At 67.5% G+C, this 21,979-nt stretch carries 21 protein-coding genes and 1 pseudogene; 6 read left to right on the forward strand and 16 right to left on the reverse strand.

Features of this window, described 5'->3' with window-relative positions:
• Positions 1–36 precede the first annotated feature (36 nt).
• The 3 genes from GOAMI_RS01155 to uraD are packed head-to-tail and all read right to left on the reverse strand — an operon-like array spanning position 37 to position 1,519.
• Entirely contained in the window at positions 37–654 is a 618-nt protein-coding gene (locus tag GOAMI_RS01155; protein ID WP_006434553.1) for a nucleoside/nucleotide kinase family protein, read from the reverse strand.
• Positions 654–980, reverse strand: a complete 327-nt coding sequence (gene uraH / locus GOAMI_RS01160) for a hydroxyisourate hydrolase (protein WP_006434554.1) — start codon at positions 978–980, stop codon at positions 654–656. Before uraH ends, GOAMI_RS01155 begins: the two co-directional genes overlap by 1 nt.
• The gene (gene uraD, locus GOAMI_RS01165; protein WP_006434555.1) at positions 977–1,519 is read right to left on the reverse strand and encodes a 2-oxo-4-hydroxy-4-carboxy-5-ureidoimidazoline decarboxylase; all 543 of its coding nucleotides are present in this window, start codon (positions 1,517–1,519) and stop codon (positions 977–979) included. Before uraD ends, uraH begins: the two co-directional genes overlap by 4 nt.
• A 56-nt stretch (positions 1,520–1,575) precedes the next feature.
• Here uraD and GOAMI_RS01170 point away from each other — a divergent pair, with 56 nt between their 5' ends.
• Complete coding sequence (locus GOAMI_RS01170; protein ID WP_210737723.1) at positions 1,576–2,163, forward strand: nucleotidyltransferase family protein; 588 nt, start codon at positions 1,576–1,578, stop codon at positions 2,161–2,163.
• 202 nt (positions 2,164–2,365) lie between these two features.
• Entirely contained in the window at positions 2,366–3,103 is a 738-nt protein-coding gene (locus GOAMI_RS01175) for a hypothetical protein (protein ID WP_006434557.1), read from the forward strand.
• Between the two features lie 6 nt (positions 3,104–3,109).
• On the opposite strand, the gene GOAMI_RS01180 is transcribed toward GOAMI_RS01175, so the two are convergent.
• The 3 genes from GOAMI_RS01180 to GOAMI_RS01190 are packed head-to-tail and all read right to left on the reverse strand — an operon-like array spanning position 3,110 to position 6,722.
• Complete coding sequence (locus tag GOAMI_RS01180; protein ID WP_006434558.1) at positions 3,110–5,215, reverse strand: xanthine dehydrogenase family protein molybdopterin-binding subunit; 2,106 nt, start codon at positions 5,213–5,215, stop codon at positions 3,110–3,112.
• The gene (locus GOAMI_RS01185; protein ID WP_006434559.1) at positions 5,212–6,210 is read right to left on the reverse strand and encodes an FAD binding domain-containing protein; all 999 of its coding nucleotides are present in this window, start codon (positions 6,208–6,210) and stop codon (positions 5,212–5,214) included. Before GOAMI_RS01185 ends, GOAMI_RS01180 begins: the two co-directional genes overlap by 4 nt.
• A complete protein-coding gene (locus GOAMI_RS01190; RefSeq protein ID WP_006434560.1) occupies positions 6,207–6,722 on the reverse strand; it encodes a (2Fe-2S)-binding protein in 516 nt (171 codons plus the stop codon). The genes GOAMI_RS01185 and GOAMI_RS01190 overlap by 4 nt, the downstream gene beginning before the upstream one ends.
• 128 nt (positions 6,723–6,850) lie before the next feature.
• Here GOAMI_RS01190 and GOAMI_RS01195 point away from each other — a divergent pair, with 128 nt between their 5' ends.
• Positions 6,851–8,173: an NAD(P)/FAD-dependent oxidoreductase gene (locus tag GOAMI_RS01195; RefSeq protein ID WP_040004488.1), complete on the forward strand. Its 1,323-nt coding sequence runs from the start codon at positions 6,851–6,853 to the stop codon at positions 8,171–8,173.
• A 144-nt stretch (positions 8,174–8,317) separates the two neighbouring features.
• Here GOAMI_RS01195 and GOAMI_RS01200 read toward each other — a convergent pair.
• Positions 8,318–8,941: pseudogene (locus GOAMI_RS01200) on the reverse strand (dienelactone hydrolase family protein); the annotation flags it as partial.
• A 398-nt stretch (positions 8,942–9,339) separates the two neighbouring features.
• Between GOAMI_RS01200 and GOAMI_RS01205 the strand changes: the two are divergent.
• Complete coding sequence (locus GOAMI_RS01205) at positions 9,340–9,786, forward strand: hypothetical protein (RefSeq protein ID WP_006434564.1); 447 nt, start codon at positions 9,340–9,342, stop codon at positions 9,784–9,786.
• A 562-nt stretch (positions 9,787–10,348) separates the two neighbouring features.
• Positions 10,349–11,476, forward strand: coding sequence for a nitronate monooxygenase (locus tag GOAMI_RS01215; protein ID WP_006434566.1), 1,128 nt, complete (start codon positions 10,349–10,351; stop codon positions 11,474–11,476).
• Between the two features lie 18 nt (positions 11,477–11,494).
• Here the strand turns inward: GOAMI_RS01215 and GOAMI_RS01220 are convergent, their stop codons facing one another.
• From GOAMI_RS01220 to GOAMI_RS01260, 9 genes are all read right to left on the reverse strand, one after another.
• Positions 11,495–12,865 carry an NAD(P)/FAD-dependent oxidoreductase gene (locus GOAMI_RS01220; protein ID WP_255219171.1) on the reverse strand — a complete coding sequence of 457 codons (1,371 nt, stop codon included), beginning with the start codon at positions 12,863–12,865 and terminating at the stop codon, positions 11,495–11,497.
• Between the two features lie 89 nt (positions 12,866–12,954).
• Entirely contained in the window at positions 12,955–14,568 is a 1,614-nt protein-coding gene (locus GOAMI_RS01225) for an HNH endonuclease signature motif containing protein (RefSeq protein ID WP_051995345.1), read from the reverse strand.
• Positions 14,569–14,734: 166 nt separating this feature from the next.
• Positions 14,735–15,184, reverse strand: a complete 450-nt coding sequence (locus GOAMI_RS01230; RefSeq protein ID WP_006434569.1) for a DUF6841 family protein — start codon at positions 15,182–15,184, stop codon at positions 14,735–14,737.
• Between the two features lie 177 nt (positions 15,185–15,361).
• Entirely contained in the window at positions 15,362–15,724 is a 363-nt protein-coding gene (locus GOAMI_RS01235; RefSeq protein ID WP_006434570.1) for a hypothetical protein, read from the reverse strand.
• Between the two features lie 121 nt (positions 15,725–15,845).
• Positions 15,846–17,630, reverse strand: a complete 1,785-nt coding sequence (locus GOAMI_RS01240; protein ID WP_006434571.1) for an acetyl/propionyl/methylcrotonyl-CoA carboxylase subunit alpha — start codon at positions 17,628–17,630, stop codon at positions 15,846–15,848.
• A 209-nt stretch (positions 17,631–17,839) separates the two neighbouring features.
• Positions 17,840–19,387: a condensation domain-containing protein gene (locus tag GOAMI_RS01245; protein WP_006434572.1), complete on the reverse strand. Its 1,548-nt coding sequence runs from the start codon at positions 19,385–19,387 to the stop codon at positions 17,840–17,842.
• Positions 19,384–19,833 carry a SufE family protein gene (locus GOAMI_RS01250; RefSeq protein ID WP_006434573.1) on the reverse strand — a complete coding sequence of 150 codons (450 nt, stop codon included), beginning with the start codon at positions 19,831–19,833 and terminating at the stop codon, positions 19,384–19,386. Before GOAMI_RS01250 ends, GOAMI_RS01245 begins: the two co-directional genes overlap by 4 nt.
• 13 nt (positions 19,834–19,846) lie before the next feature.
• The gene (locus tag GOAMI_RS01255; RefSeq protein WP_006434574.1) at positions 19,847–20,743 is read right to left on the reverse strand and encodes a sulfurtransferase; all 897 of its coding nucleotides are present in this window, start codon (positions 20,741–20,743) and stop codon (positions 19,847–19,849) included.
• Positions 20,744–20,933: 190 nt separating this feature from the next.
• Complete coding sequence (locus GOAMI_RS01260; protein ID WP_006434575.1) at positions 20,934–21,245, reverse strand: hypothetical protein; 312 nt, start codon at positions 21,243–21,245, stop codon at positions 20,934–20,936.
• Between GOAMI_RS01260 and GOAMI_RS01265 the strand changes: the two genes are divergently transcribed.
• Positions 21,244–21,969 (forward strand): neutral zinc metallopeptidase, encoded by a 726-nt coding sequence (locus GOAMI_RS01265; RefSeq protein WP_006434576.1) that lies wholly within the window; start codon positions 21,244–21,246, stop codon positions 21,967–21,969. The two genes, GOAMI_RS01260 and GOAMI_RS01265, sit on opposite strands and share 2 nt — an antisense overlap.
• The last annotated feature ends 10 nt before the right edge of the window (positions 21,970–21,979 follow it).

Below are 21,979 nucleotides of genomic sequence, written 5' to 3' on the forward strand. Positions count from 1 at the left end.
GGTGAGCGGGAACGGAACCCGTGCGCGGCAGCACTTTTAGAGCCCGTCGATGACCACGTCGGCCCGGGACCGCGTACCCGCGATGAGTTCCGCGTTGGGTTCGTCGACGGTCTCGATCCAGGCGCGCGCCTGGGCTTCGGTCTTCCCGGCGGCGATGTGCCGTTTCAGCAGCCGCTCGCGTCGCACCTCCACGTCGGCGTCGACGTAGACGAGGCGATGGAGGAGGGGCCGTACGCCGTCCCACACTGGTTCGTCGAGCCCGAGATAGTTGCCCTCGACGATCACGAGTCGCGCGGTCTCGGGCACGAGGAGCGACGCCGCGATCGGCTCGCCGACGGTGTGGTCGAAGTCGGGTACGTACACGGTCTCGTTGCCGTCGGCGATGCGCTGAAGCACGGCAACGAATCCCGCGGCGTCGAAGGTGTCGGGTGCGCCTTTGCGGTCGCGGCGGAAGAGTCGATCGAGGACGGCGTTCGACAGGTGGAAGCCGTCCATTGGCACGTACCCGACGGCGTCGGCGCCCGGCGTCGACGAGAAGTCGTCGACGAGCGTCCGTGCGAGCGTCGTCTTCCCGGCGCCCGGAGGCCCGGTGATGCCGACGAGCACTCGGTCGGCCGTGTCGAGGAGAGCCGAGATGTCCTCTCGAACGGGCATCAGCTACCGCGATACGTCGAATACGCGAACGGGCTCAGCAGCACCGGGACATGGTAGTGGCGATCGGCGTCGTCGACCTCGAAGCAGATGTCGATCTCGGGGTAGAACGCCTTGATGTCGTTGTCGGAGAACCAGTTCCCGGTGTCGAAGACCAGGTGGTAGATGCCCGGGACAAGCGGTTCGGGGTTGATCTCGCCGATACGACCATCCGAATCGGTCTGTCCCGAGGACAATTCGGTGCCGGAGGCGTCCTGCAGAGACACCTCGACGCCGACTGCCGGGGCCCCCGACGTCGCGTCGAGTACATGGGTGGACAGGCCGGTCATGCGGAAGCTCCCTCGTCGGTGTCGTGTGTCGCCAGCATACGGATGAGGCGGCTGCGGTTAATCTTCGCCAGTTCCGCACGCATCACGCGTCGTTCGGTCTCGGCGTCGTTGTCGATGCGCTTCTTGAGGATCCCGAGCAGTTCGTCCGCCGGGCGGCCGTTGGCGAAGACCAGATAGACGTGCCCGAACCGCTGCTCGTAGGCCGCGTTGAACTCTTCGAGTTCGGCGAGTACCGAGGGGTCGGCACCGGCGACGCCGGACTGTTCCCGCGCCGACGAGGCGTTGTCGGGCCGGTCGCCGATCCGGGGATGCCCGGCGAGGGCGTCGTCGAGGTCCGTCTCGGTCAGTTCGGTCAGGATCTGATCCGCCCGGTCCAGCAGGTCATGCGCATCGACGTAGGGGCGTGCCGTCGCGACTTGCCGAGCCCAGGTCGGCGAACTGCAACAGGCGAGCAACCGTTCGACGCATGCGTCGACGCTCAGCTCGTTGAAGCGGCGGACGTCTCCTTCGTCGGCATCGCGGCGATCGTCTGGGCGCACGGGTCCAGCCTAGGATGTCGACCCGAGTACCGCCGGTTCACGGGCCCGGCCGACACATGGAAGATGGAACGGTGACAGCGTTGCCGGAGGAGAGCACGACCGGTGCGGTTCTCGGTGTGGTGCTCGCCGCCGGCGCCGGTACCCGGTACGGAATGCCGAAGATTCTCGCCCACGACGGTGACTGGCTGGATGCGGCGACGAACGCGCTGCGGGCCGGCGGTTGCGCGGACATCGCGGTGACCATGGGCGCGGCGGTCGTCGAGCCGCCGGTCGGCGCCACCGCGCTCGTCGTCGACGATTGGGCCGACGGAATTGGTGCGTCGGTGTCGGCGGCGCTGACATGGGCGTCGCGTCGGCCCGGGGTGGGCGGGGTGTTGCTCACCGTGGTCGACACCCCCGACGTCGGAGCCGACGTGGTGCGACGCATCCTCGGGACATCCGAAGGTCGGCGCGAGCGTCTGGTGCGCGCGGTTTTCGACGGCCGGCCGGGCCATCCGGTGTACATCGGTGCGGATCATCTCGGCCCTGCACTCGAGGTCATCTGCGGCGACGTCGGTGCGCAGGCTTACCTGAGGAGCCGGGAGGTGACGGCGGTCGAGTGCGGGGATCTCGCGTCGGGTGAGGACGTCGACACCAGGGGATGAGCCGGCGTGATGTGCCCATTTCGAGACCTTCTCGTCGCCGTTCCGGTGCATGGGGATCCCGCTTCTGGCGAGCGAGGGTGCATAGGGTGCAGACAGAGCCCGCATCGGAACAGCCAGAATCGGTGCACACCGGGCCGAAAGGACCATCACCGGCGAAGAAGGTGATCACGTGGCGCGAGGACACCACCGTCGAATCGTCGCGATGATCGCCGCGCTGGCCGCGGGTCTCGGAGTGGCCGCGTGCTCGGTGTCGCCGGAACCGCAGGCCACGTCGCCCGCCGCCACCCAGGACGCCCATCTGCCACCGGGCTTCGATACCACCTTCCGCTGGTCGGCCACACCGGTGCTCGACCCGCAGTCGGCCGAGGGGACCTTCGTGCGCGCCTACGTCGAGTCCTTCGAGCTCGCCAACGCCGGCGCCTCGGTCGAGTGGGGATATCCGGGATTCGCCGAGGCCTCACCGTCGAACATCGACCAGATGGTGACGGCCTACCCATCCGGCGTCTCGGACGCCCGACGGCAGGTGGGCAGTGCGTTCTATACCGGCATACGGCGCACCGACGACGCCGACTGGACGCGAATCGTGCTGTGCCGACAGGGATATCACTCGGTCGAGCGTGACGGCTCCGGACCCGACCGGAGCTGGGCGATCGGATACGACACGTCCCGGCCCGTCGAGATCGACATCCGGCGCACCGGCGACCGGCCACCGGCTGCCCCGCGTGGTGGTCAACGGACACCGGAGGTGAACGTCTTCGGCGGCTGGTACACCTCGCGATACGACTTCTCTGCGCTGTATCCCACGCCGACCACCGACCAGAAGGTCTGTGCGGCAACGCGACAGGCGGGGATGCCGCACTGGCTGCCGACGCAGGGCGACGACCCGTGGCCGGTGTCACCGGCGGTCCCGGGCTGGTCTGCCTACCCGGGCGTCGGCTGAGCCCGCTCAGCTGTCCGGCAGTCCCTCGAGCAGGTCGTCGAGGTGGACGGGCAGGTCTCGGACGCGCACACCCGTGGCGTTGTAGACGGCGCTGACGACTGCTGCGGCGCTGCCGACGATGCCGATCTCACCGGCACCTCGGGAACCCATCGGCGTCGCGTGTTCGTCGGGATCGTCGAGCCAGATGGCGTCGACGTCGGCGATGTCCGCGTGCACGGGGACGTGGTACTCGGCGAGGTCCTGGGTGACGACGTGACCGAAGCGCGGGTCCCGGACGCTCTCCTCGTACAGCGCCATCGAGATGCCGAAGGTCATCCCGCCGATGAGCTGTGATCGCACGGTCCGCGGGTTGATGGCGCGTCCTATCGAGAACACGCCGAGCATGCGGGGGATGCGGATCTCACCGGTGTCGACATCGACGTGGACCTCGACGAAGTGGGCGCCGAACGAGGCGATGGCGAATTTCTCCAGATCGGGGTTCTCGTGGGTCTTCGCGCTGACCTCGGCGCCGTCCGCGGGATCGTCGCCGAAACGTGTCCGGAAGCGTTGTGCCGCGGTGACTATCGCCGAACCCCACGACGAGGTGCCCGACGAGCCGCCCGCGACGGTGGCGCTCGGCAGGGCGCTGTCACCGATCTGGAGGTCGATGCGGTCCGGCTCGACTCCCAACGCATCGGCGGCGATGAGCGTCAGCACGGTCCAGGCGCCGGTCCCGATGTCGGTGGCCGCGATGCTCACCGAATACCGGGTGCCCCGGTACGAGATCGAGGCTTCGTTGCCCGGGTTCACCATGTGCGGGTACGTCGAGGAGGCGACACCGAATCCGACGAGATGCCGGCCGTCCCGGTGTGTCCCGGGTTCTGGACGACGGCGGTCCCAGCCGAATCGCTCGGCGCCCTCGCGGAGACATTCGACGAGCTGTCGCGACGACCACGGCTTCCCGGTCTCGGGATCGTCGGCGGGTTCGTTGCGGATACGCAGCTCGATCGGGTCGATCCCCACGGCATGGGCGAGTTCGTCCATCGCCACCTCGCCGGCATACATCCCCGGTGCCTCGCCCGGCGCACGCATCCAGAACGGCGGCGGGACGTCGAGTGGTACGACGTGGTGATCGGTGCGCCGGTGCGGCGCGGTGTACATCATCCGCGACGAGACGGCGGCCTGCTCGGCGAACTCCTTGGCATGTGCGCTGTGGGTGTGCGCCTCGTGGATCAGCGCGGTGATGTTGCCGTCGGCGTCCGCGGCGATGCGGAGTCGGGATCGCGTGGGCGCACGGTGGCCGACGTAGGCGAACATGTGCTGTCGGGTGACCGCGAACTTCACGGCACGGCCGGGCACTCGCATCGCGGCCATGGCGGCCAGCACGTCGTGCGAGTGGGGTGAACCCTTGGACCCGAACCCGCCCCCGACATGCGGAGCGATCACCCGCATCTGTGCGGGTTCGAGTCCAAGGACGGGAGCCAACGCGGAGACCACGCCCTGCGTCGACTGCGTCGAGTCGTACAGGGTGAGGAGCTCCTCGTCGGGCGCCCACAATGCGACCACGGTGTGTGGCTCCATCGGATTGTTGTGCTCTTCTGGCGTCGAATACCACTCGTCGACCACGACGGCGCCCTCCGGCGGATCCGCCAGAATTCGGTCGGGTTCTTTTGTCTCGGAGGTGGTTTCGAATCCGCCGTTGACCTTCTGGGGCCGGTAGCGATTGGGGTGGTCGACGCGGAACGCGGTGTCGTGGGGAGCCTCGTCGTAGGAGACCGTCACGGATGCGGCTGCCTCCCGGGCGATTTCGGGTGACTCCGCGATCACCGCGCCGATGAGCTGGCCGCGGTAGGAGACCTCCGGGGACTGCAGGATCGTGAGATCGCCGTCGGAGGTGTCGGCGAGACGCGGCGCGTCGTCGACGGTGAGGACCGTGACGACGCCGTCGGTCGACTCGGCTGCGGCGGTGTCCATCGAGGTGACCCGGCCCCGGGCGACGGTCGCGGTGACCGGCCACAGGTACACCGCGTCGGTGACGTGTTCGTAGGCGTACGGAGCTGTGCCGCGGACTTTTTCGACGCCGTCGATCCGGGCGTGGCCGATGGGGGCTGGAGACGATCCGACGACGCTCATCGGGTGGTCAGCTCCTCGAGAACGGCGGTCAGGGTGCGTCGGACGAGGGGGATCTTGAATTCGTTTCCGTCGAGCGGCCGGGCGGCGGCGAGTTCGGCGTCGGCGGCTTCGGCGAACAGTTCGCGCGAGGGTTGCTGTCCGCGGAGCACGGCCTCGGCCCGTTCGGCGCGCCACGGCTTGTGGGCGACGCCGCCGAATGCGACCCGCGCCTCCGCGATCGTCCCATCGTTCAGACTGATCTCGGCGCCGACGGAGACCAGCGCGAACGCATACGATGCACGGTCGCGGACCTTGCGATAGGTCGACGTCGATCCGGGGGTCGGGGCGGGCACGTCGATCGCGACGATCACGTCGTGGGGCTCGAGAACCGTGTCGCGGTCGGGATGTTCACCGGGTAGCCGGTACAGCGCACGCACGTCGAAGTCGCGTTCACCGTCCGGGCCCTGCACCACGACACGTGCGTCCAGGGCGGTGAGCGCCACGGCCAGGTCCGACGGGTGGGTGGCCACGCAGGTTGCCTGGGCATCGGTGTCGGGCGCACCGAGCACGGCGTGATAGCGCGTGTAGCCGCCGATCGCCGAGCACCCGCTGCCGGGTGTGCGTTTGTTGCACGGGGTCGTGACGTCCTGGAAGTAGACGCATCGTGTCCGCTGCAGCAGGTTTCCGGCGTTGGTCGCCAGGTTGCGCAGCTGAGGGGATGCGCCCGAGAGCAGGGCGCGTGCAAGCATGGGGTAGCGACGGCGGACCAGGGGATGGGCGGCGGTGTCGGCGTTGCGCGCCGTCGCGCCGAGACGCAGTGAACCATCCGGGTTTTCGTCGATCTGGTCCAGAGGAAGTCGTGAGATGTCCACCAGCGCAGGCGGGTTGGCTACGCCCAGCTTCATGTGGTCGACGAGGTTCGTGCCGCCCGCGAGCAGCTTCGCGCCGGGATGGTCGCGGAGGAAGTCGACCGCGCCGGCCACGTCGTCGGCGCGTTCGTAGGTGAAGGGGATCATCGTCCCGCCGCCTGCCGGATCGCCGCGACGATGTTGGGATAGGCCGCGCAGCGACACAGGTTGCCGCTCATCCGTTCCCGGATCTCGTCGTCGCTGAGGGGTTCGTCCGAGGTGTCGGGGTCGAGGTCGTCGGTGGCGTGACTCGGGTGCCCGTTCTTGGCCTCGTCGAGCATGCCGGCCGCCGAACAGACCTGGCCCGGCGTGCAGTACCCGCACTGGAAGGCGTCCTGATCGATGAACGCCTGCTGGAGGGGGTGGAGTTCGTCGGCGTCGGCGAGTCCTTCGGCGGTCACGATCTCGGTGCCCTCGTAGCTGACGGCGAAGGACAGGCAACTGATGATGCGGCGACCATCGACGAGGACGGTGCACGAGCCGCACTGGCCGTGATCACATCCCTTCTTGGGCGAGAAGACGCCCAGTCGATCCCGGAGGCCGTCCAGGAGAGTGGTGCGCGTGTCCACCACGACATCGCGGGCCACACCGTTGACCGACAGAGAAACCCTGGCTTCCACAGGGCGCGGATACCCGCCGGCATGGGGGTTAAACCACGGTCGACGGCGTCCCCTGCCGTATCCGCCCGGTGCGGTGGCGCGCCGCGATGTTCAGCCCGTGGGCCGATCCGTCTGGAACAATCGGCGGAATGGCACCCTCGAGACCCAGAGTCGTCGTCATCGGAGCAGGATTCGCGGGCATGCACTGCGTCCGGCGCCTGCGGAAGGCCGCGGTCGACGTGACCCTGGTCGACCGCGGAACCAGCCACGTCTTCCAGCCGCTGCTTTACCAGTGCGCCACCGGGTTGCTGTCCGAAGGCGCGATCTCCAGCCCGATCCGGCACCTGACCCGGCGTCAGCGCAATCTCGATGTCGTCCTGGGTGAGGCCGCCGGCATCGACGTCGAGACGCGCGAGATCATCGTGGACCGTCTCGACCGGTCGTCGTTCCGTCTGCCCTACGACTACCTCGTCGTCGGAGCCGGTATGCGTACCGCGTATCGAGGCAACGATCAGTTCGCGAAATATGCACCGGGGATGAAGTCGCTCGACGACGCGCTGACGATCCGCCGCAAGATCATGGCCGCCTTCGAGATGGCGGAGACGATCACCGACCCCGCGGAACAGCGATCCTGGCTGACCTTCGCGGTCGCGGGCGGAGGGCCGACGGGGGTCGAGTTGGCCGGGCAGATCCGTGAGCTCGCCACCCGCGCCCTCGAGCGTGAATACGACGCCATCGATCCCGCCCAGGCACGAGTGCTGTTGCTGCACGGCGGGGATCGGGTGCTGCCGTCATTCGACGCACGACTGTCGGCGAGTGCACAGCGAACCCTCGACGCCCTGGGCGTCGAGACGCACCTCGGGGTGCACGTGACCGATGTGGGCGACGACTACGTGGAGACGACCCGCAAGGCCGACAAGCACAAAGAGGTGTATCCGGCGCGGACGACGCTGTGGACCACCGGCGTCGAGGCCGTCCCGTTCGCCACCACCCTGGCCACGGCCCTCGGCGTCGAACAGGATCGGTCAGGGCGGATCCCGGTGGAATCAGACCTCTCGGTGCCCGGCCATCCCGACGTGTTCGTGGCCGGCGACGTGATGGCGTACAAGGACCTGGCCGGTGTCGCCGAGGTCGCCATGCAGGGCGGTCACCACGTCGGTCGAGTGATCGCGGAAAGCGTTGCAGGGCAGCGGGAACGGGCGCCGTTCAAGTACCGGGACCTCGGGACCGCCGCCTACATCGCGCGGCGCCACGCCATCGTGCAGTCGGGGCGTTTCCAGATGTCGGGGTTCACCGGATGGGTCGCATGGGGCGCCATCCACATCGCCTTCCTGGCCGGCGTCCGAAACCGCCTGGGAACCGTGATGACCTGGGGCGCAACCCTGATGACCGATTCCCGCCGGGAACGCGCGATCATCTACGGCGACACCGAGACCGCCCGGACACCGTACGCGCGCCGGGAACCGAAGTAGGTCCGCCGCGTTGTCCGTTGAGAGTTTGTCGTCCGGTCGACCTCATCTCGACCTCCAGACCTCGATCGAAGTCTGGTAGTCGAGACGAAGTCTGGGAGTCGGCGACAACTCCGACGCGTGAACGCCGCGACCGCCGCGCCCTGTTCAGAGATGGCTCAGAAACCAGTCACGGGCCAGGACCGCGACCTGCTCGAGCGCACCCGTCTCCTCGAAGAGGTGGGTGGCACCGGGTACCACGGTGATCTCACATTCGGCGGTGATCGATTCTCGAGCACGCTGATTCAGGTCGAGGACCAGTTCGTCACGTCCGCCGACGATCAGCAGGGTGGGCGCTGTCGTCCGGGCCAGTGCGTCGCCGGCGAGATCCGGCCGACCGCCGCGCGACACTATCGCCTGGACATCCACACCCGGGTCGGTGGCGGCACGCAACGCGGCGCCCGCCCCGGTACTCGCGCCGAAGTAGCCGACCGGCAACGACCCCACGTCTGTTCGGGCGGCGAGCCAGGTGGTGACATCGACCAGTCTTCGTGCCAGCAGGTCGATGTCGAAGACGTTGGCGCGGGTGAGTTCTTCCTCCGGCGTCAGCAGGTCGAACAGCAAGGTGGCGATCCCGGCCGCGTTGAGGACGTCGGCCACGTAGATGTTGCGGGAGCTGAACCGGCTGCTTCCGCTGCCATGCGCGAAAACGACCACTCCTTTGGCGTTCTCGGGAACGGTGAGGTGTCCCGCGACCTTGACCGGTCCCGCTTCCACCTCGACCTCGTGGTCACCCACGCGGTGACCGTCGGCTTGAGAGTTCATGTCTTCTCACCATTCAGGTTGTCTGGTTCGGTTGCGGGCTGTCGTGCGCGCCCGGTCGAGCAGACTGCCGACCTCATCGTCGAGATGGATGGCCAAGTGGCGGCAGGCGTCCGCCCGATCCAACTGCATGTTCGCCTCCGTCCGTGCCGTGAGGGTGTCCGGTCCTTGCAGTATCCATCGGTCGAGAGGGGCAATGTCACCGAATCGCTCACCGGAGAGCTCGGAGGGCGGGGGCATGCGGCCTGACCCGGCGGCCGTGCGGATCTCGGGCCCAAAATGTCCGAACGGCGTGTCGAGCGGGCTGATCGCGTGCTACGGATAGAGGCGTAAGAGGATCGCGGCACAATCCCTGAGGAGCCCTGATCATGAACCGACGTCAGAAAGCGCTGGTTTCGTCCTTTGCCGCGATCACGATCGGGGTCGCGGTCGTGGGTTGTGACAGCGACACCACGTCATCTGAGGACACCACTTCGGCGACCAGCGCGGTGAGTACCGAGACGGGTTCTGCGACGACGGGGAACGGCGACGACTCGGGCGGCGAGACCTTCGGTGGTCTGCCTGTTTATGAGCCGTCCGATGAGGTCAGCAAGGCGCCCGGATCGCTGGTTCTCACCTCGCCGGACTCGGTGGAGAAGATCGGCGAGTTCTACAAGAACGCAGTCCGGGACGGGGACTGGGACATCGTGTCGGAGACGGTGTCACGGTTCGCGGCCAGCATCACGGTGAAGAAGCGCGGCAGGGGAGCGTCCATCAACGTGGCCCCCGGCACGGACGGGTCAGTGATCTCGATCAGCAGCTACCCCTCGCTCTGAGTCCCACAGCCGAGTCGTCGGACTCGGCGTAAGACACGAAGGTCACGTCAGACGAAGGTCAACGAAGGTCAGGGTAGTCAGTCCTTCACCGGCGTCATCTGCTTGCCGCAACAGATCTCCCGGTGTTCCATTCCTTCGGGGCATGGGCACTCTTTCTCATAGACGAGCCTCGCTCCGCAATCCTGGCACTCGTAGCGGTCTCCGGCATTCCGGGGCATCTGAACCTCCGTGGGATAGTTCCGCATCGTCTGGACCGGCACTCACATCATTCGATGAGCCGAACCGGCCGCCGGTCGGTTGAGTTGTTTTCCGGTGACGTCTTCGGATTCAACCACGTCGACTGTCCGGAGGGACGGTCTTGGTCTGAAAACCGTCGCCGGGCCGGACCCGGTCGGGTATCCGATACGCATGTGGCCACTGGTGCACAGCAGCACCTGACTTCTTGCAGCCGCTGTCGTCTGGCGCCCCCCGTCAGGCTGTTCCGCGGAACGCTTGTCCGTCGTCGCGGAGCCTGGTATTCAGATTAGAACACGTTCTAATTCTGACCTGGCGAGGAGTCTGTATGCACACCCCGATCTGCGACGAACTCGGTATCGAGTTCCCGATCTTCGCGTTCACCCACTGTCGTGACGTGGTGGTCGCGGTCGGCAAGGCGGGTGGCTACGGAGTACTCGGCGCGGTGGGCTTCACGCCGGAGCAGCTCGAGATCGAGCTGAACTGGATCGACGAGCACATCGGCGACCACCCGTACGGCGTCGACATCGTGATCCCCAACAAGTACGAGGGCATGGACTCGAACATGTCGGGCGAGGAGCTGACCAAGCTGCTCCAGTCGATGGTGCCGAACGAGACCCTGGAATTCGGGCGCAAGCTGCTCCGCGACCACGGGGTGCCCCTCGCCGAGGACGACGACAACTCGCTGCAGCTGCTCGGCTGGACCGAGGCCACCGCGACGCCGCAGGTGGAGATCGCGCTGCAGCATCCGAAGGTCACGCTGATCGCCAACGCGCTCGGCACGCCCCCGAAGGACATGATCGAGAAGATCCAGGCGGCCGGTCGCAAGGTCGCGGCGCTGTGCGGCTCCCCGAAGCAGGCGCGCAAGCATGCCGACGCCGGGGTCGACATCATCATCGCCCAGGGTGGCGAGGGCGGTGGTCACTGCGGTGAGGTCGGTTCGATCGTGCTGTGGCCGCAGGTCGTCAAAGAGGTTGCGCCCGTGCCGGTTCTGGCTGCCGGTGGTATCGGCAGCGGCGAGCAGATCGCGGCTGCGCTCGCGCTCGGCGCGCAGGGTGCGTGGAGCGGATCGCAGTGGCTGATGGTCGAAGAGGCCGAGAACACCCCTGTCCAGCAGCAGACCTACATCGATGCGTCGAGCCGTGACACCGTTCGCAGTCGCTCGTTCACTGGCAAGCCGTGCCGCATGCTGCGCAACGACTGGACCGAGGCGTGGGAAAACCCCGAGAACCCCGATCCGCTGGGGATGCCGTTGCAGTACATGGTCTCCGGTATGGCGGTCGCCGCGACGCACAAGCATCCCGACGAGAGCATCGACGTCGCCTTCAATCCCGTCGGTCAGGTGGTCGGGCAGTTCCGCAAGGTCGAGAAGACGTCGGCGGTCATCGAGCGCTGGGTGACCGAGTACATCGAGGCGACCGGCAATCTGGACACGTTCGCCAACGCGACGACCTAGACCGGACGAGGGGCGGGCTCATCCGGCGGATGCTCGGACCAGGGCTCGCCTTTCGTTCCGGTCATCGCGGATACGCCGGACCTGGGTTCGCACATCGGCGACGACCTCCCGCGTCGACGACGCGGGTTGGCGGAGTGCGCCGAGGATGAGGCTGGGGAGAGCGGTCAGCGGGAGCATCGACGACGGCGCCTGGACGCGGTCGTAGATGTCGCTCAGGATCTGGGCGTACTCGGGGTGATCCCGCGCGCGGTGGTAGACCTCGTATTCGAGTGGGGAGGGTGGCGAGCCGGACGCCAGCACGTTCGTCCACTGGTAGATCTCGACGCAGTCCTGCTCGCGTCGAGCGGCCCATTCCGCGGTGGCGGCGTCGACCGCGCCGGGGTCGGGACCACCGCGAGAGCCGAGAATCGGGGCGAGTCGCTCGCCGAGCAACCGGCCGTACCGGTAGCCGTCGCGGATTCCCTGCGCGGTGACCGGATCCTTGAAGTGTCCGGCGTCGCCGGGCAGTGCCCATCCCGGTCCGCTCGACCGGCGGAAGTACGACTCGATGCCGGTGCAGGCGCGCACCCGGGACACCATCTCCGCGCCTTCGAGGCGCCGCGCCAGGCCGGGCAGCGCTGCGACGCCCTCGCGGTAGGCATCGGTGACCTTACGTCCGTGGAACTCGTCATCGAGCTCGACAGGTGGTTGCAGCAGGCACAGCGTCTGGCCGGCGTCGCAGGGGAATGCGGTGCCGAGCAGCCCGTCGACCCGCCATTGGGAGGCGATGTGGCGCAGGTCGTCTCGTGGGTCCGTCCAGTAGGCGAAGTAGCACGATCGGCCACTCCGGGAGGAGATCAGCGGGGTCTTCGCTCCCACCTCGCGGGCCACGAGGCTCTTGCGGCCGTCGGCTCCGATGACGATGGGAGCAATCGCCGCCCGTTCGTGGTCGTCGGCATCGGTATAGCGGATGCCGGTGACGCGCCCGTCATCGGAGATCAATCCCGTTGCCCGACACTGTTGCCGGATGTCGGCTTCGAGGGACGACGCCGTCCGGATGAGGGCGTCATCGAGATGTGAACGCCGCAGACACATTCCGTAGTCGATACCGGACACCGGCGAATACCCGGTGCGCCAGCCGGTCTCGTCGAGGATGGCCTCAGCGATCGGAAGCCGCGGTGCGCCGGCCTCCTCGACGGCGGGCAGGGCGCCGAGAGCGTGGATCTCGGCCATCGTCGACGGCCACAGCAGATGCGTGGAGAGTGTGTCGGAAGGGAAGCGCGCCGAATCGATGACCAGGACGTGCAATCCGCGGCCGGCGAGTGCGATCGCGGTGGCAGATCCGGCGCAGCGCGCGCCGACGATGATGGCGTCGAACTCTTCGGCTGCGTTCACTCCGGTGTGGCTCACCGCGACCTCCATCGGCTCGGATCGGCCGCTGGTCAACGAACAGTAGTCGCCGAACGCGCAGGTGCGTGGCGACTTCTGTCCGATTGGCGTCAGAACGGTGGTGGGTTGGCTTGGTTCCACCGGTGTTCGGCCCGCCGGGCTCGGCGGGACCGATCGTCGCGCTGGGTGTCATGTCGGACACGCGCTGGATGATCGGGCGGACGTATCGGTGCGAGGTGGCCGAACAGGTCGCGGCCGTTGTAGGCGTTGCCGACGAACATGTGTCCGGTCGGTGTGGTGAACCAGGCGGTCAGGAACTCGTCTTGGTAGTCCTGCCAACTGGTGAAGGTCTTGATCCGGTGGTGGAACCGGCAGAGTGGTTTCAGGTTGCGTTCGAGGGTACGGCCACCGCGTCGGGGTTGTTGATGGTCGAACGGTCGGGTGTGGTCGAGGTCGATCTGCCAGGCCGGCGCGTTGCATCCGGGGAAGGTGCAGCACAGTTCGCCGGCCCGCACCAGGGCTTGCAGCTTCTTCGACGGGGCATAGCGCAGCGCCGATTCCGGGGTTGGTGCGGTGGTGGGGTGGAGGTAGGTGCGTCGGGCTTCGTTCAGCAGTGTGCGGGCGGTCTCGGCGTCGATGATGCCGTGGCCGTCGAGAAATGCCGGATCATCGTCGATACCGAGGAGGGTGGTGAGGTTCACCACGACGTGATAGGTCGCGCGCGGGGCTGTGGTGTCGACGGTACGGGAACCGGCAGCGGGCGCTGCTTCGACCTCAGAAGCGGCGGCCGCCGGGGAGTCCTCGGGTTCGGTGGCCTCGTCGGCTCCTTGTGCGCCCGTGGAGCAGTCGTCACATGCGCAGGCAAGCGATGTTTCGCTGCGGGCGAGAGCGACGAGCGCGTCGGCGCGGCGTTGTGCGACGGTGCGAGGGTCGGCGCCATGTACTTCGGCCGCCATCGCGGACAAGCGGGCGTCGAACGCGGCAGCGTCGGCGATCGGTAGTGTCCCGGACACGCGGGATTGTCCGGGGTTGAACCGATCGGGTCCGACGGTGACCTTGCGGTCGTCGGTGGCTCGCTCGCGACGCCTGCGGACCGCGTCGGGTGCCCACTTGGCGACGATGGCATCGACCATGGCGGTGAACCGGGTGGTCGACATCGGTGCGCGCGCGAAGATCGCCTCGGCGAGATGGGCGTCCACGGTCTGCATCTCGTCAAGGTCGGTGACCAGTTCGGTGCGCTTGAGCGCGATGAGGAATCGCCTCTTGTCGATGCGGCCACAGGCCAGGGCGTGACCGGTGAACGACAACCGGTAGCGCAGTGCGTCCCCGGCGGTGATGAGTTCTCTGGCCTCGGCGGGGGTGACGGTGAGTGTCGCGCCGACCTCGGCAATGGCCTGTTCGAGCCCGTCCGGGCCGAACTCGGAGTACGGGTCCTCGCCGGCCGCCGCCCGGGCAGCGAGCTCGTCGAAGGCCTCGACGGAATCGAGTCGGCCGTCGTGGATCTCAGCCCGACGCTGCGCGTAATCCATCTCGCGTTCGTCGTGAATGAGGCTGGCAACGGTCATCATTCGATGGGCCGTCGATGCGGCGAGTCCGGCGCAATGATTCAAGACCTCGACAAGTTCGGCGGCCGAGAGTTCGGCATCGGGACGCAGGGTGGGCTCGACAGAGTGCTCTGCGATACCTGTCGAATCCGTGGATTCGATGCCAGCTCCCCGCGCCATGTCACCACAATACTCGAACATGTGTTCGAGTCAAGGGGTGGTCTTCAGTGCGTCAAACCTTCTGGCAGGGTCGCTGAGTGCAGGATCTTGACGCACGGAGCTTGAAGGAAGCTGTGACCGACGCCGAACGCGGCCCTCACCCGTTGCCGGCGGGCGTTGGTTTCGACTACTCGCGGGTGTACTCGGCGAGGTCGATGTCGTGTTCGGCGGCCAGTGCTCGGAGCTTCTCGGCGTCGTCGAGTTGGATGCAGACGCAGGCGTGCAGGCCATCGTCGTCGCGGCGCACGATGTAGTAGGCGTTGCTGTCGGTGAGTTGATCACCGTTGGCGCCATAGAAGATCCAGCGCACCTTGACCAGGCTGATCGCGGCGGTGAGGCGTTCGACGTTCAGGCATTCGTGGCTGACCGATGCCAAGCCGAGTTCGCGGTAGAGCGGGTAGGACTGCTCGAGGCTGTGTGCCATGGTTTCGCGGTCGTCAACCACACCGGCGAAACGATCATCGATGATCATGCCCGGGGTGGCCCACAACTGTGCGGCCGCGGTCGAGTCGAAGGCGCTCAGCGTTGCGGCGTAGCGGGTCAGGTAGTCGTCGATTTCCGCGTCGATCTGGTTCATGTCCCTGAACCTATTACCAACGCCGTTGCAGCTATGTCGGCTTGCGGGCTTGCGGGTTCGAGATGAGAGCGTCAGAGCTTCCCGAACGCATTCTGGGCGTGGCCGAACTGTACGGGCCAATGCAGACAAGCGCTGAGACCTCGGAGGAGACAGCGACACCTGACACTCTCGGTCGATTCAGCCGATCGAACGCGAGAAGGGTTCGGCCACAGTGAGATACAGCGCACCTTCGGCAAACCGCGACACCGGCCCGATCGCAGCGTCGAGCGCCTCGTCGTAGCCGTCGCGCGCCTGACCCCACAACCGGCCCGAGGAGCCGTCCGGCGTCACCCCGATCAGCGCGATCAACTCGCCGGTCGTGGGGATGCAGATGGCCCACACGAAACGCGTCTCGGCGTCCCAGTCGGAGTTGGCTGCCTCGACGTAGTCGGCGGGGGAGTCGACCCCGAGAAGAGACAACGCCGGGACGTCGGTGATCCGGTCGTCCGCACGAAGCGAACGCAGGTACCACGTCCCGGCGTTGATCTCGACTGGTTGCACAGTGGCGTTGACCCTTCGATACGCTCGCAAGCTCGCTACTCAGGGAGCAGGGGAGCTGTGCAAGCTCGCTAGTCAGAGAGCATGGAGCTTGCAGTCGTCGGGGCGAGTCGCGAGAAGGTGCTTACTTCAGCTCGAGCAGCACGGTGCCCTGGGTGACCGCGGCGCCGGCCTCGATGGCCAGACCGGTGACCACGCCGTCCTTGTGGGCGGTGACCGGGTTCTCCATCTTCATGGCCTCGAGGACGACGACCAGATCGCCGGCGGAGACTTCCTGGCCCTCTTCCACGGCGACCTTGACGACGGTGCCCTGCATCGGGGCGGCCACGGCATCACCGGAGACGGCTGAGCCGCCGCCCTTCTTGCGCGAGCGGGCCTTCGGCTTCTTGCGGATGACACCGTTGGTCGAGCCGCCGCCGCCACCGAGGGCGAGATCGCCGGGCAGGGACACCTCGACGCGGCGTCCGCCGACCTCGACCACGACCTTCTGGCGCGGTGCGGCGTCGTCTTCCTCGATCGGCTCGCCACCGGTGTACGGCTCGATCGGGTTCTCCCAATCGGTCTCGATCCACTTGGTGTAGACGTCGAACTTCTCGCCGTCGCCGATGAACGCCGGGTTGGAGACGATGTGGCGGTGGAACGGGATGACCGTGGCGAGGCCCTCGACCTGGAACTCGGCGAGTGCGCGACGCGAACGCTCGAGCGCCTGCTCGCGGGTCTCGCCGGTGACGATCAGCTTGGCCAGCATCGAGTCGAACTGGCCGCCGATGACGTCGCCCTCGACAACACCGGAGTCGACGCGGACGCCGGGTCCGGTGGGCTCCTTGTAGACCGAGATGGGGCCGGGGGCCGGCAGGAAGTTGCGGCCGGCGTCCTCACCGTTGATACGGAACTCGAAGGCGTGGCCGCGCGGGGCCGGGTCCTCGGTGAACTCGAGCTTCTCGCCGTTGGCGATGCGGAACTGCTGACGGACGAGGTCGATGCCCGCGGTCTCCTCGGTGACCGGGTGCTCGACCTGCAGACGGGTGTTGACCTCGAGGAACGAGACCAGGCCGTCGTTGCCGACCAGGAACTCGACGGTGCCCGCGCCGTAGTAGCCGGCCTCGCGGCAGATGGCCTTGGCGGACTCGTGGATCTTGGTGCGCTGCTCGTCGGTCAGGAACGGCGCCGGGGCCTCCTCGACGAGCTTCTGGAAGCGACGCTGCAACGAGCAGTCGCGGGTACCGGCGACGATGACGTTGCCGTGCTGGTCGGCGATGACCTGCGCCTCGACGTGGCGGGCCTTGTCCAGGTAGCGCTCCACGAAGCACTCACCGCGGCCGAACGCGGCGATGGCCTCACGGGTCGCCGACTCGAACAGGTGCGGGATCTCTTCGATGGTGTAGGCGACCTTCATGCCGCGACCGCCACCGCCGAAGGCGGCCTTGATCGCGACGGGCACGCCGTGCTCCTTGGCGAAGGCGACGACCTCGTCGGCGTCCTTGACCGGGTCCTTGGTGCCGGGCGCCATCGGTGCGTCGGCTTTCAGCGCGATGTGACGGGCGGTGACCTTGTCGCCGAGGTCACGGATCGACTGGGGTGACGGTCCGATCCAGATCAGCCCGGCGTCGATGACGGCCTGGGCGAAGTCGGCGTTCTCGGACAGGAAGCCGTAACCGGGGTGGATCGCGTCGGCGCCCGACTTGGCGGCGGCGTCGAGGATCTTGTCGAAGACCAGGTACGACTCGGCCGAGGTCTGGCCGCCCAGTGCGAAAGCCTCGTCGGCGAGCTTGACGAACAGTGCGTCCGCGTCGGGCTCGGCGTACACGGCGACGCTCGCGAGGCCCGCATCCCGGGCTGCGCGGATCACACGGACAGCGATCTCGCCTCGATTGGCGATGAGGACCTTGCTGATTGCGGTACTGGGCACTTGTTCTCCTGGGCCTTACTCGTACTCAGGTGCTCACGACGCGCGGTGGCGCGTGCGACACGGTTGTCGGACAACGGTCAAGACGGGGGTGCAGCCTTCGCCGGCCGGGATGCGGACGGTGAGGGCGCGGACGACGCCGGGAGTCCGGGCGTCGCGACCTTCCGGCAAATACAGTAGCCCACCGAGCAATCGTTCGGTGGAGCCGTGGGTCACAACGCGCGGGAGAATGTGCTCGCATCACCGAGTCGCCGTACGAGTTCGGCGAAATTGTGCAGGTAGGCGTGTACGGGACCGATGGTCGGGTCGATGTCACTCGCCTCCGCGTCGAACGGAAAAGGTGACGCATCCGGCATCGGGGCCCCGACGGGCGGAATGTCGGTCGACGACTCGCCGACGCCGAGTTCGCGGAGCGGGGATTCGCGCGGGAAACGGGCCGAATACCGCAAACCGGACGGCGTCCGGTTGATCCAGATGTAGACCTCGTGCGGTGAGTAGCTGTGGCTGCGGATCACCTTCGCGCGGCCCGCGTCGGCCGCCCCGGCGCCCGGCGCGTACCGGGTGTCGATGAACGAGATCACGAACCGCGGCTCACCGTGGTGGCCGATCAGGTCGGCCACGCGAAGAAAGGGTAGTGAGGCGCCCCGGCGACCGCGCTTGAGGACGGCGGTGGCGCGGGTGACCGCCTGGTCGAAGGTCGGGGAGTCGGACATGTCCATCCAGAACGGCGCGACGCCCACGAACCACCCCAGCGCGGTCAGCCACTGCGCGTCGTCACGGGTGTGCCGGGGCAGCACGCAGCGGAACTCCGCGTCGTCGGTCATCTCGTGATGGACCATCGCGAACGCGGCGAGGACGCCCGCGGTCAGCGTTCCGCCGGCCTCCGAACAGATCGCGGTGAACCGGTTGGCCGTCTCGTCGTCGGCGACGACGCCCCACAGCGACTCCTGCGGGATCGTCGTCTCCTCGCGGTACTGCTGATCGGCTTCGTCCCCGATTCCGCGGCTGGTGCCCTGCGGGGACCGCAGCAGGGCCGGCATGTCGCCGGCGCCCGTGCGCAGGAACTCCGACCACAGGGCCACTGCCGGATGGTCGCCGCCGGTCTGGTCGGCGCGGCGTCGTTCCTCGGCGCTGAAGTCGACGTAGCTGCCGACCGCGGGCAGGTTGGCGGTCCGGTGTTCGCGTGCCGCGCGGTACAGCGAGACGAGCTCCTGCTGGGCCATGATCAGCGAGTAGCCGTCGACCAGGGAGTGGTCCGCGGCGAACAGCAGGGTGAACGAGTCGGCGCGTCCCACCGTCGCGAACAGGTAGGCGGGCCAGTGCAGCGGCGCGGTGGCACGGTCGAAGGAGCCGCCCAGTTGCTCGACGAGGGGGCCGGGCTCGGCGAACCAGCCGATGCGTCCCATCTTGAGTTTCACGGTGCCGGGGTCGGTGGTGAGTCGCTGCAGGCCCGTCCCCGTGATCACGACGTGGCTGCGCAGGACCTCGTGACGGTCGATCCACTGGGTCAGCACCGAGCGGATCGCCGGGATCGACAACGGTTCGTCCAACTCGATCGACAGGCCCAGCCAGGCCTCCCGCCCACCCTCGCGCTGGGTCCGCACCCGATAGTCGAAGGCGGCACGCAGATGCTGTTCGTGGTTGTGCGAGGTCAGGCGGGGATCAGGACGCCAGGCGCCCAACCCGCCGGAGACATAGGGGGTCCACTCGACGAGACCCCCCGGTGCGATCGGCTCGTCGCGGATCTGGATGAACTTCATACCCCGGGTGTGTCGGACCCGGAGCCGGCCGTCTGATCGCGCACCTGCGCCTTGATCCGGCCGAGCATGCCCGCCATACCCCGGAGGCGGAGCAGACTGACCGCGCTGCCCAGACCGAGGTCGTAGTAGAAGTCCGACGGGACGTCGAGGATCTCCTGCGCCGACGCGGTGTCGAGACCCTGGTGCAGGATCGCCGCGAATCCGCGCGTCGTCGGCGCCTCACGCGGCGCGGTGAAGTACAGCCGTACCGATTCCGGATCGCCGGCGTCGACGGACAGGAACACCGGTGACTGGCACTCCGGTACCGGTTCCATCGCCTCCTGTTGCAGATGCTCAGGGAGGTCGGGTAGTTCGCCGGCGAATTCCAGGAGCAAGGTGATCTTGTCGGAATCACCTAGTGCGGCAAAGTCTTCGACGATTTCTGCCAGGGCTGGGGGCAAGCTCATCGTCGGTCAGGGCTCACTTGCGGCCGGGCGCGGCACCCGGCTCGTCGCCGACGGCGATGGGTACGCGAACCGCGTTGCCCCACTCGGTCCACGATCCGTCGTAGTTGCGAACCCTGGTGTGCCCCAGCAGGTGGGTCAGCACGAACCAGGTGTGGCTGGAACGCTCGCCGATGCGGCAGTAGGCGATCATGGGCTTGTCTTTCGCGAAGTCGCCGTAGATCTCGTCGAGCTCGGCGCGCGAACGGAACCGGCCGTCCGGAGCAGCGGCCCTGGCCCACGGGATCGACACCGCGGTGGGGATGTGACCGCCGCGCAGCGCACCCTCCTCGGGGTAGTCGGGCATGTGGGTGCGTTCGCCGGTGTACTCCTGCGGCGAGCGGACATCGACGAGCGGTTCGGTGCCGAGCGCCTCGAGGACCTGCGGGGCGAAGGCGCGGATCTTCGTGTCGTCGCGCTCGACGACGGGGTAGTCCGACCGCGGGTATTCGGGGACGTCGAAGGAGGTGTCCCGGTCCTCGGCCATCCACGCGTCGCGACCACCGTCGAGCAGGCGCACGTCCTCGTGACCGAACAGCGTGAGCACCCAGAGTGCGTACGCCGCCCACCAGTTGCTCTTGTCGCCGTAGATGACGACGGTGTCGTCGCGCTCGATTCCCTTGCTGCGCATCAGTTCTGCGAACTGCTCGCCGTTGATGTAGTCGCGGGTCACCGGATCGTTGAGATGCAGGTGCCAGTCGACCTTCTGCGCTGTGGGGATGTGGCCGATGTCGTAGAGCAGCACGTCCTCATCGGATTCGATGATCTTGAGGCCTTTGGCGCCGAGATGAGCCGACAGCCACTGGGTGGACACCAACCGCTCGGGGTGGGCGTACTCGGCGAAGGCCGGATTCGGGTCGGTTTCAACACTCACGGTCTGTTCTCCAGCTTGGTGCGTTCGGGCGTCTCGACGTACATCGCGCGGACCGTGACCGGTCCCGGATACAAAGGGTAGGGCATGGGCGCGTGCGACTGCCCGGTGGCAGATGGGCTCCCGTCTGTCGCAGCTGATGAGGGCGTGCTTCGGTCGGATGACAATCCCCAGGTCAAGGGGTGGTTGCCTGCTAAGTTCGCCCAATGATCGATCGACGTGGGGCTCGCGTGGAGCGCCGGGATGTCTCGCGAATGGTCCGGTGGAGTGTTCCGTTGGCGGTGCTGGTGCTCGCCGTGACGAGTGGATGTTCGCTCATCTCCTCCGACGACCCGTCGAGCCCGGCGCCGTCGGCGTCGGCCTCGACGTCGACCTCCTCGTCACCGGGATCGCCGACACCGAGTACACGGTCGAGCATCCCGTCGTCGACGCCGGGCGACGCCGACCCCAGGGGATGCCGTCCGGACGACTGCCCGAAGCTGGCGACGCCGACGGCGGAACTCATGACCAGCGGGGTGAATTCGTCCAACGTCGACACCGCGGTACCGAAGTACCTCACCACGCTGCTCGACGACCTCGACCAGACGTGGGGTGGATGGTTCGGTGAACTCGGTTGGGGTGACCCCGCGCCGGGACGTGTCCTGATCGAGTCGGGCACCTCGTTCGCCACCGAGTGCATCGACGAGGACGGGGCGTCCAACCGGATTCCGTCCGACGAGGCGAACGCCTCCTTCTGCGGGGTCGACGAGGAACCCAACGGCGACGGCCAGGAGACCGAGGGCAGCATCGTGCTGCCGGTCGACACCTTCGCCGCCATCTGGGACGGGAACGTCTTCGGGGTGCCGTCGCCGATCGTCGGGGACTTCACCGCCGCGATCGTCGTCGCCCACGAGTACGGGCACAACGTGGTGTTCCGGATGGCCGAGGCGTTCGGCATCCCGGAGCGGCGACTGCCTCAGGGCAAGAACAGCGAACTGATCGCCGACTGCCTCGCATCCAACTGGGCGGCCACGGCCTACCAGCGTGATGCGTTGGGCGCCAAGGAGATCCTCCAGGTTGCGACCCTGCTCCCGATCATCGGTGACACCGGCGGCGCGATGGGGCACGGGTCGGCGACCGAACGCGCGCGGGCGCTGACCATCGGCCTGACCGGACCGCAGTTCAATCGTCAGGGACAGCCCGTGGACTGCCTGCAGCGGTACTGGCCGGAGTTCTTCGAGGTGGGGTGACCCTTCGAGG

This window comes from Gordonia amicalis NBRC 100051 = JCM 11271, assembly GCF_000332995.1.
In the GTDB taxonomy this organism is placed as follows: domain Bacteria; phylum Actinomycetota; class Actinomycetes; order Mycobacteriales; family Mycobacteriaceae; genus Gordonia; species Gordonia amicalis.

Bases quoted from the DNA above. Each gene is read 5' to 3' on its own strand.
- GOAMI_RS01155 (WP_006434553.1), bottom strand. From the start codon at position 654: ATGCCCGTTCGAGAGGACATCTCGGCTCTCCTCGACACGGCCGACCGA.
- uraH (WP_006434554.1), bottom strand. From the start codon at position 980: ATGACCGGCCTGTCCACCCATGTACTCGACGCGACGTCGGGGGCCCCG.
- GOAMI_RS01170 (WP_210737723.1), top strand. From the start codon at position 1,576: ATGGAAGATGGAACGGTGACAGCGTTGCCGGAGGAGAGCACGACCGGT.
- GOAMI_RS01175 (WP_006434557.1), top strand. From the start codon at position 2,366: ATGATCGCCGCGCTGGCCGCGGGTCTCGGAGTGGCCGCGTGCTCGGTG.
- GOAMI_RS01180 (WP_006434558.1), bottom strand. From the start codon at position 5,215: ATGAGCGTCGTCGGATCGTCTCCAGCCCCCATCGGCCACGCCCGGATC.
- GOAMI_RS01185 (WP_006434559.1), bottom strand. From the start codon at position 6,210: ATGATCCCCTTCACCTACGAACGCGCCGACGACGTGGCCGGCGCGGTC.
- GOAMI_RS01195 (WP_040004488.1), top strand. From the start codon at position 6,851: ATGGCACCCTCGAGACCCAGAGTCGTCGTCATCGGAGCAGGATTCGCG.
- GOAMI_RS01205 (WP_006434564.1), top strand. From the start codon at position 9,340: ATGAACCGACGTCAGAAAGCGCTGGTTTCGTCCTTTGCCGCGATCACG.
- GOAMI_RS01215 (WP_006434566.1), top strand. From the start codon at position 10,349: ATGCACACCCCGATCTGCGACGAACTCGGTATCGAGTTCCCGATCTTC.
- GOAMI_RS01225 (WP_051995345.1), bottom strand. From the start codon at position 14,568: ATGGCGCGGGGAGCTGGCATCGAATCCACGGATTCGACAGGTATCGCA.
- GOAMI_RS01230 (WP_006434569.1), bottom strand. From the start codon at position 15,184: ATGAACCAGATCGACGCGGAAATCGACGACTACCTGACCCGCTACGCC.
- GOAMI_RS01245 (WP_006434572.1), bottom strand. From the start codon at position 19,387: ATGAAGTTCATCCAGATCCGCGACGAGCCGATCGCACCGGGGGGTCTC.
- GOAMI_RS01250 (WP_006434573.1), bottom strand. From the start codon at position 19,833: ATGAGCTTGCCCCCAGCCCTGGCAGAAATCGTCGAAGACTTTGCCGCA.
- GOAMI_RS01265 (WP_006434576.1), top strand. From the start codon at position 21,244: ATGACCAGCGGGGTGAATTCGTCCAACGTCGACACCGCGGTACCGAAG.
- GOAMI_RS01260 (WP_006434575.1), bottom strand. From the start codon at position 21,245: ATGAGTTCCGCCGTCGGCGTCGCCAGCTTCGGGCAGTCGTCCGGACGG.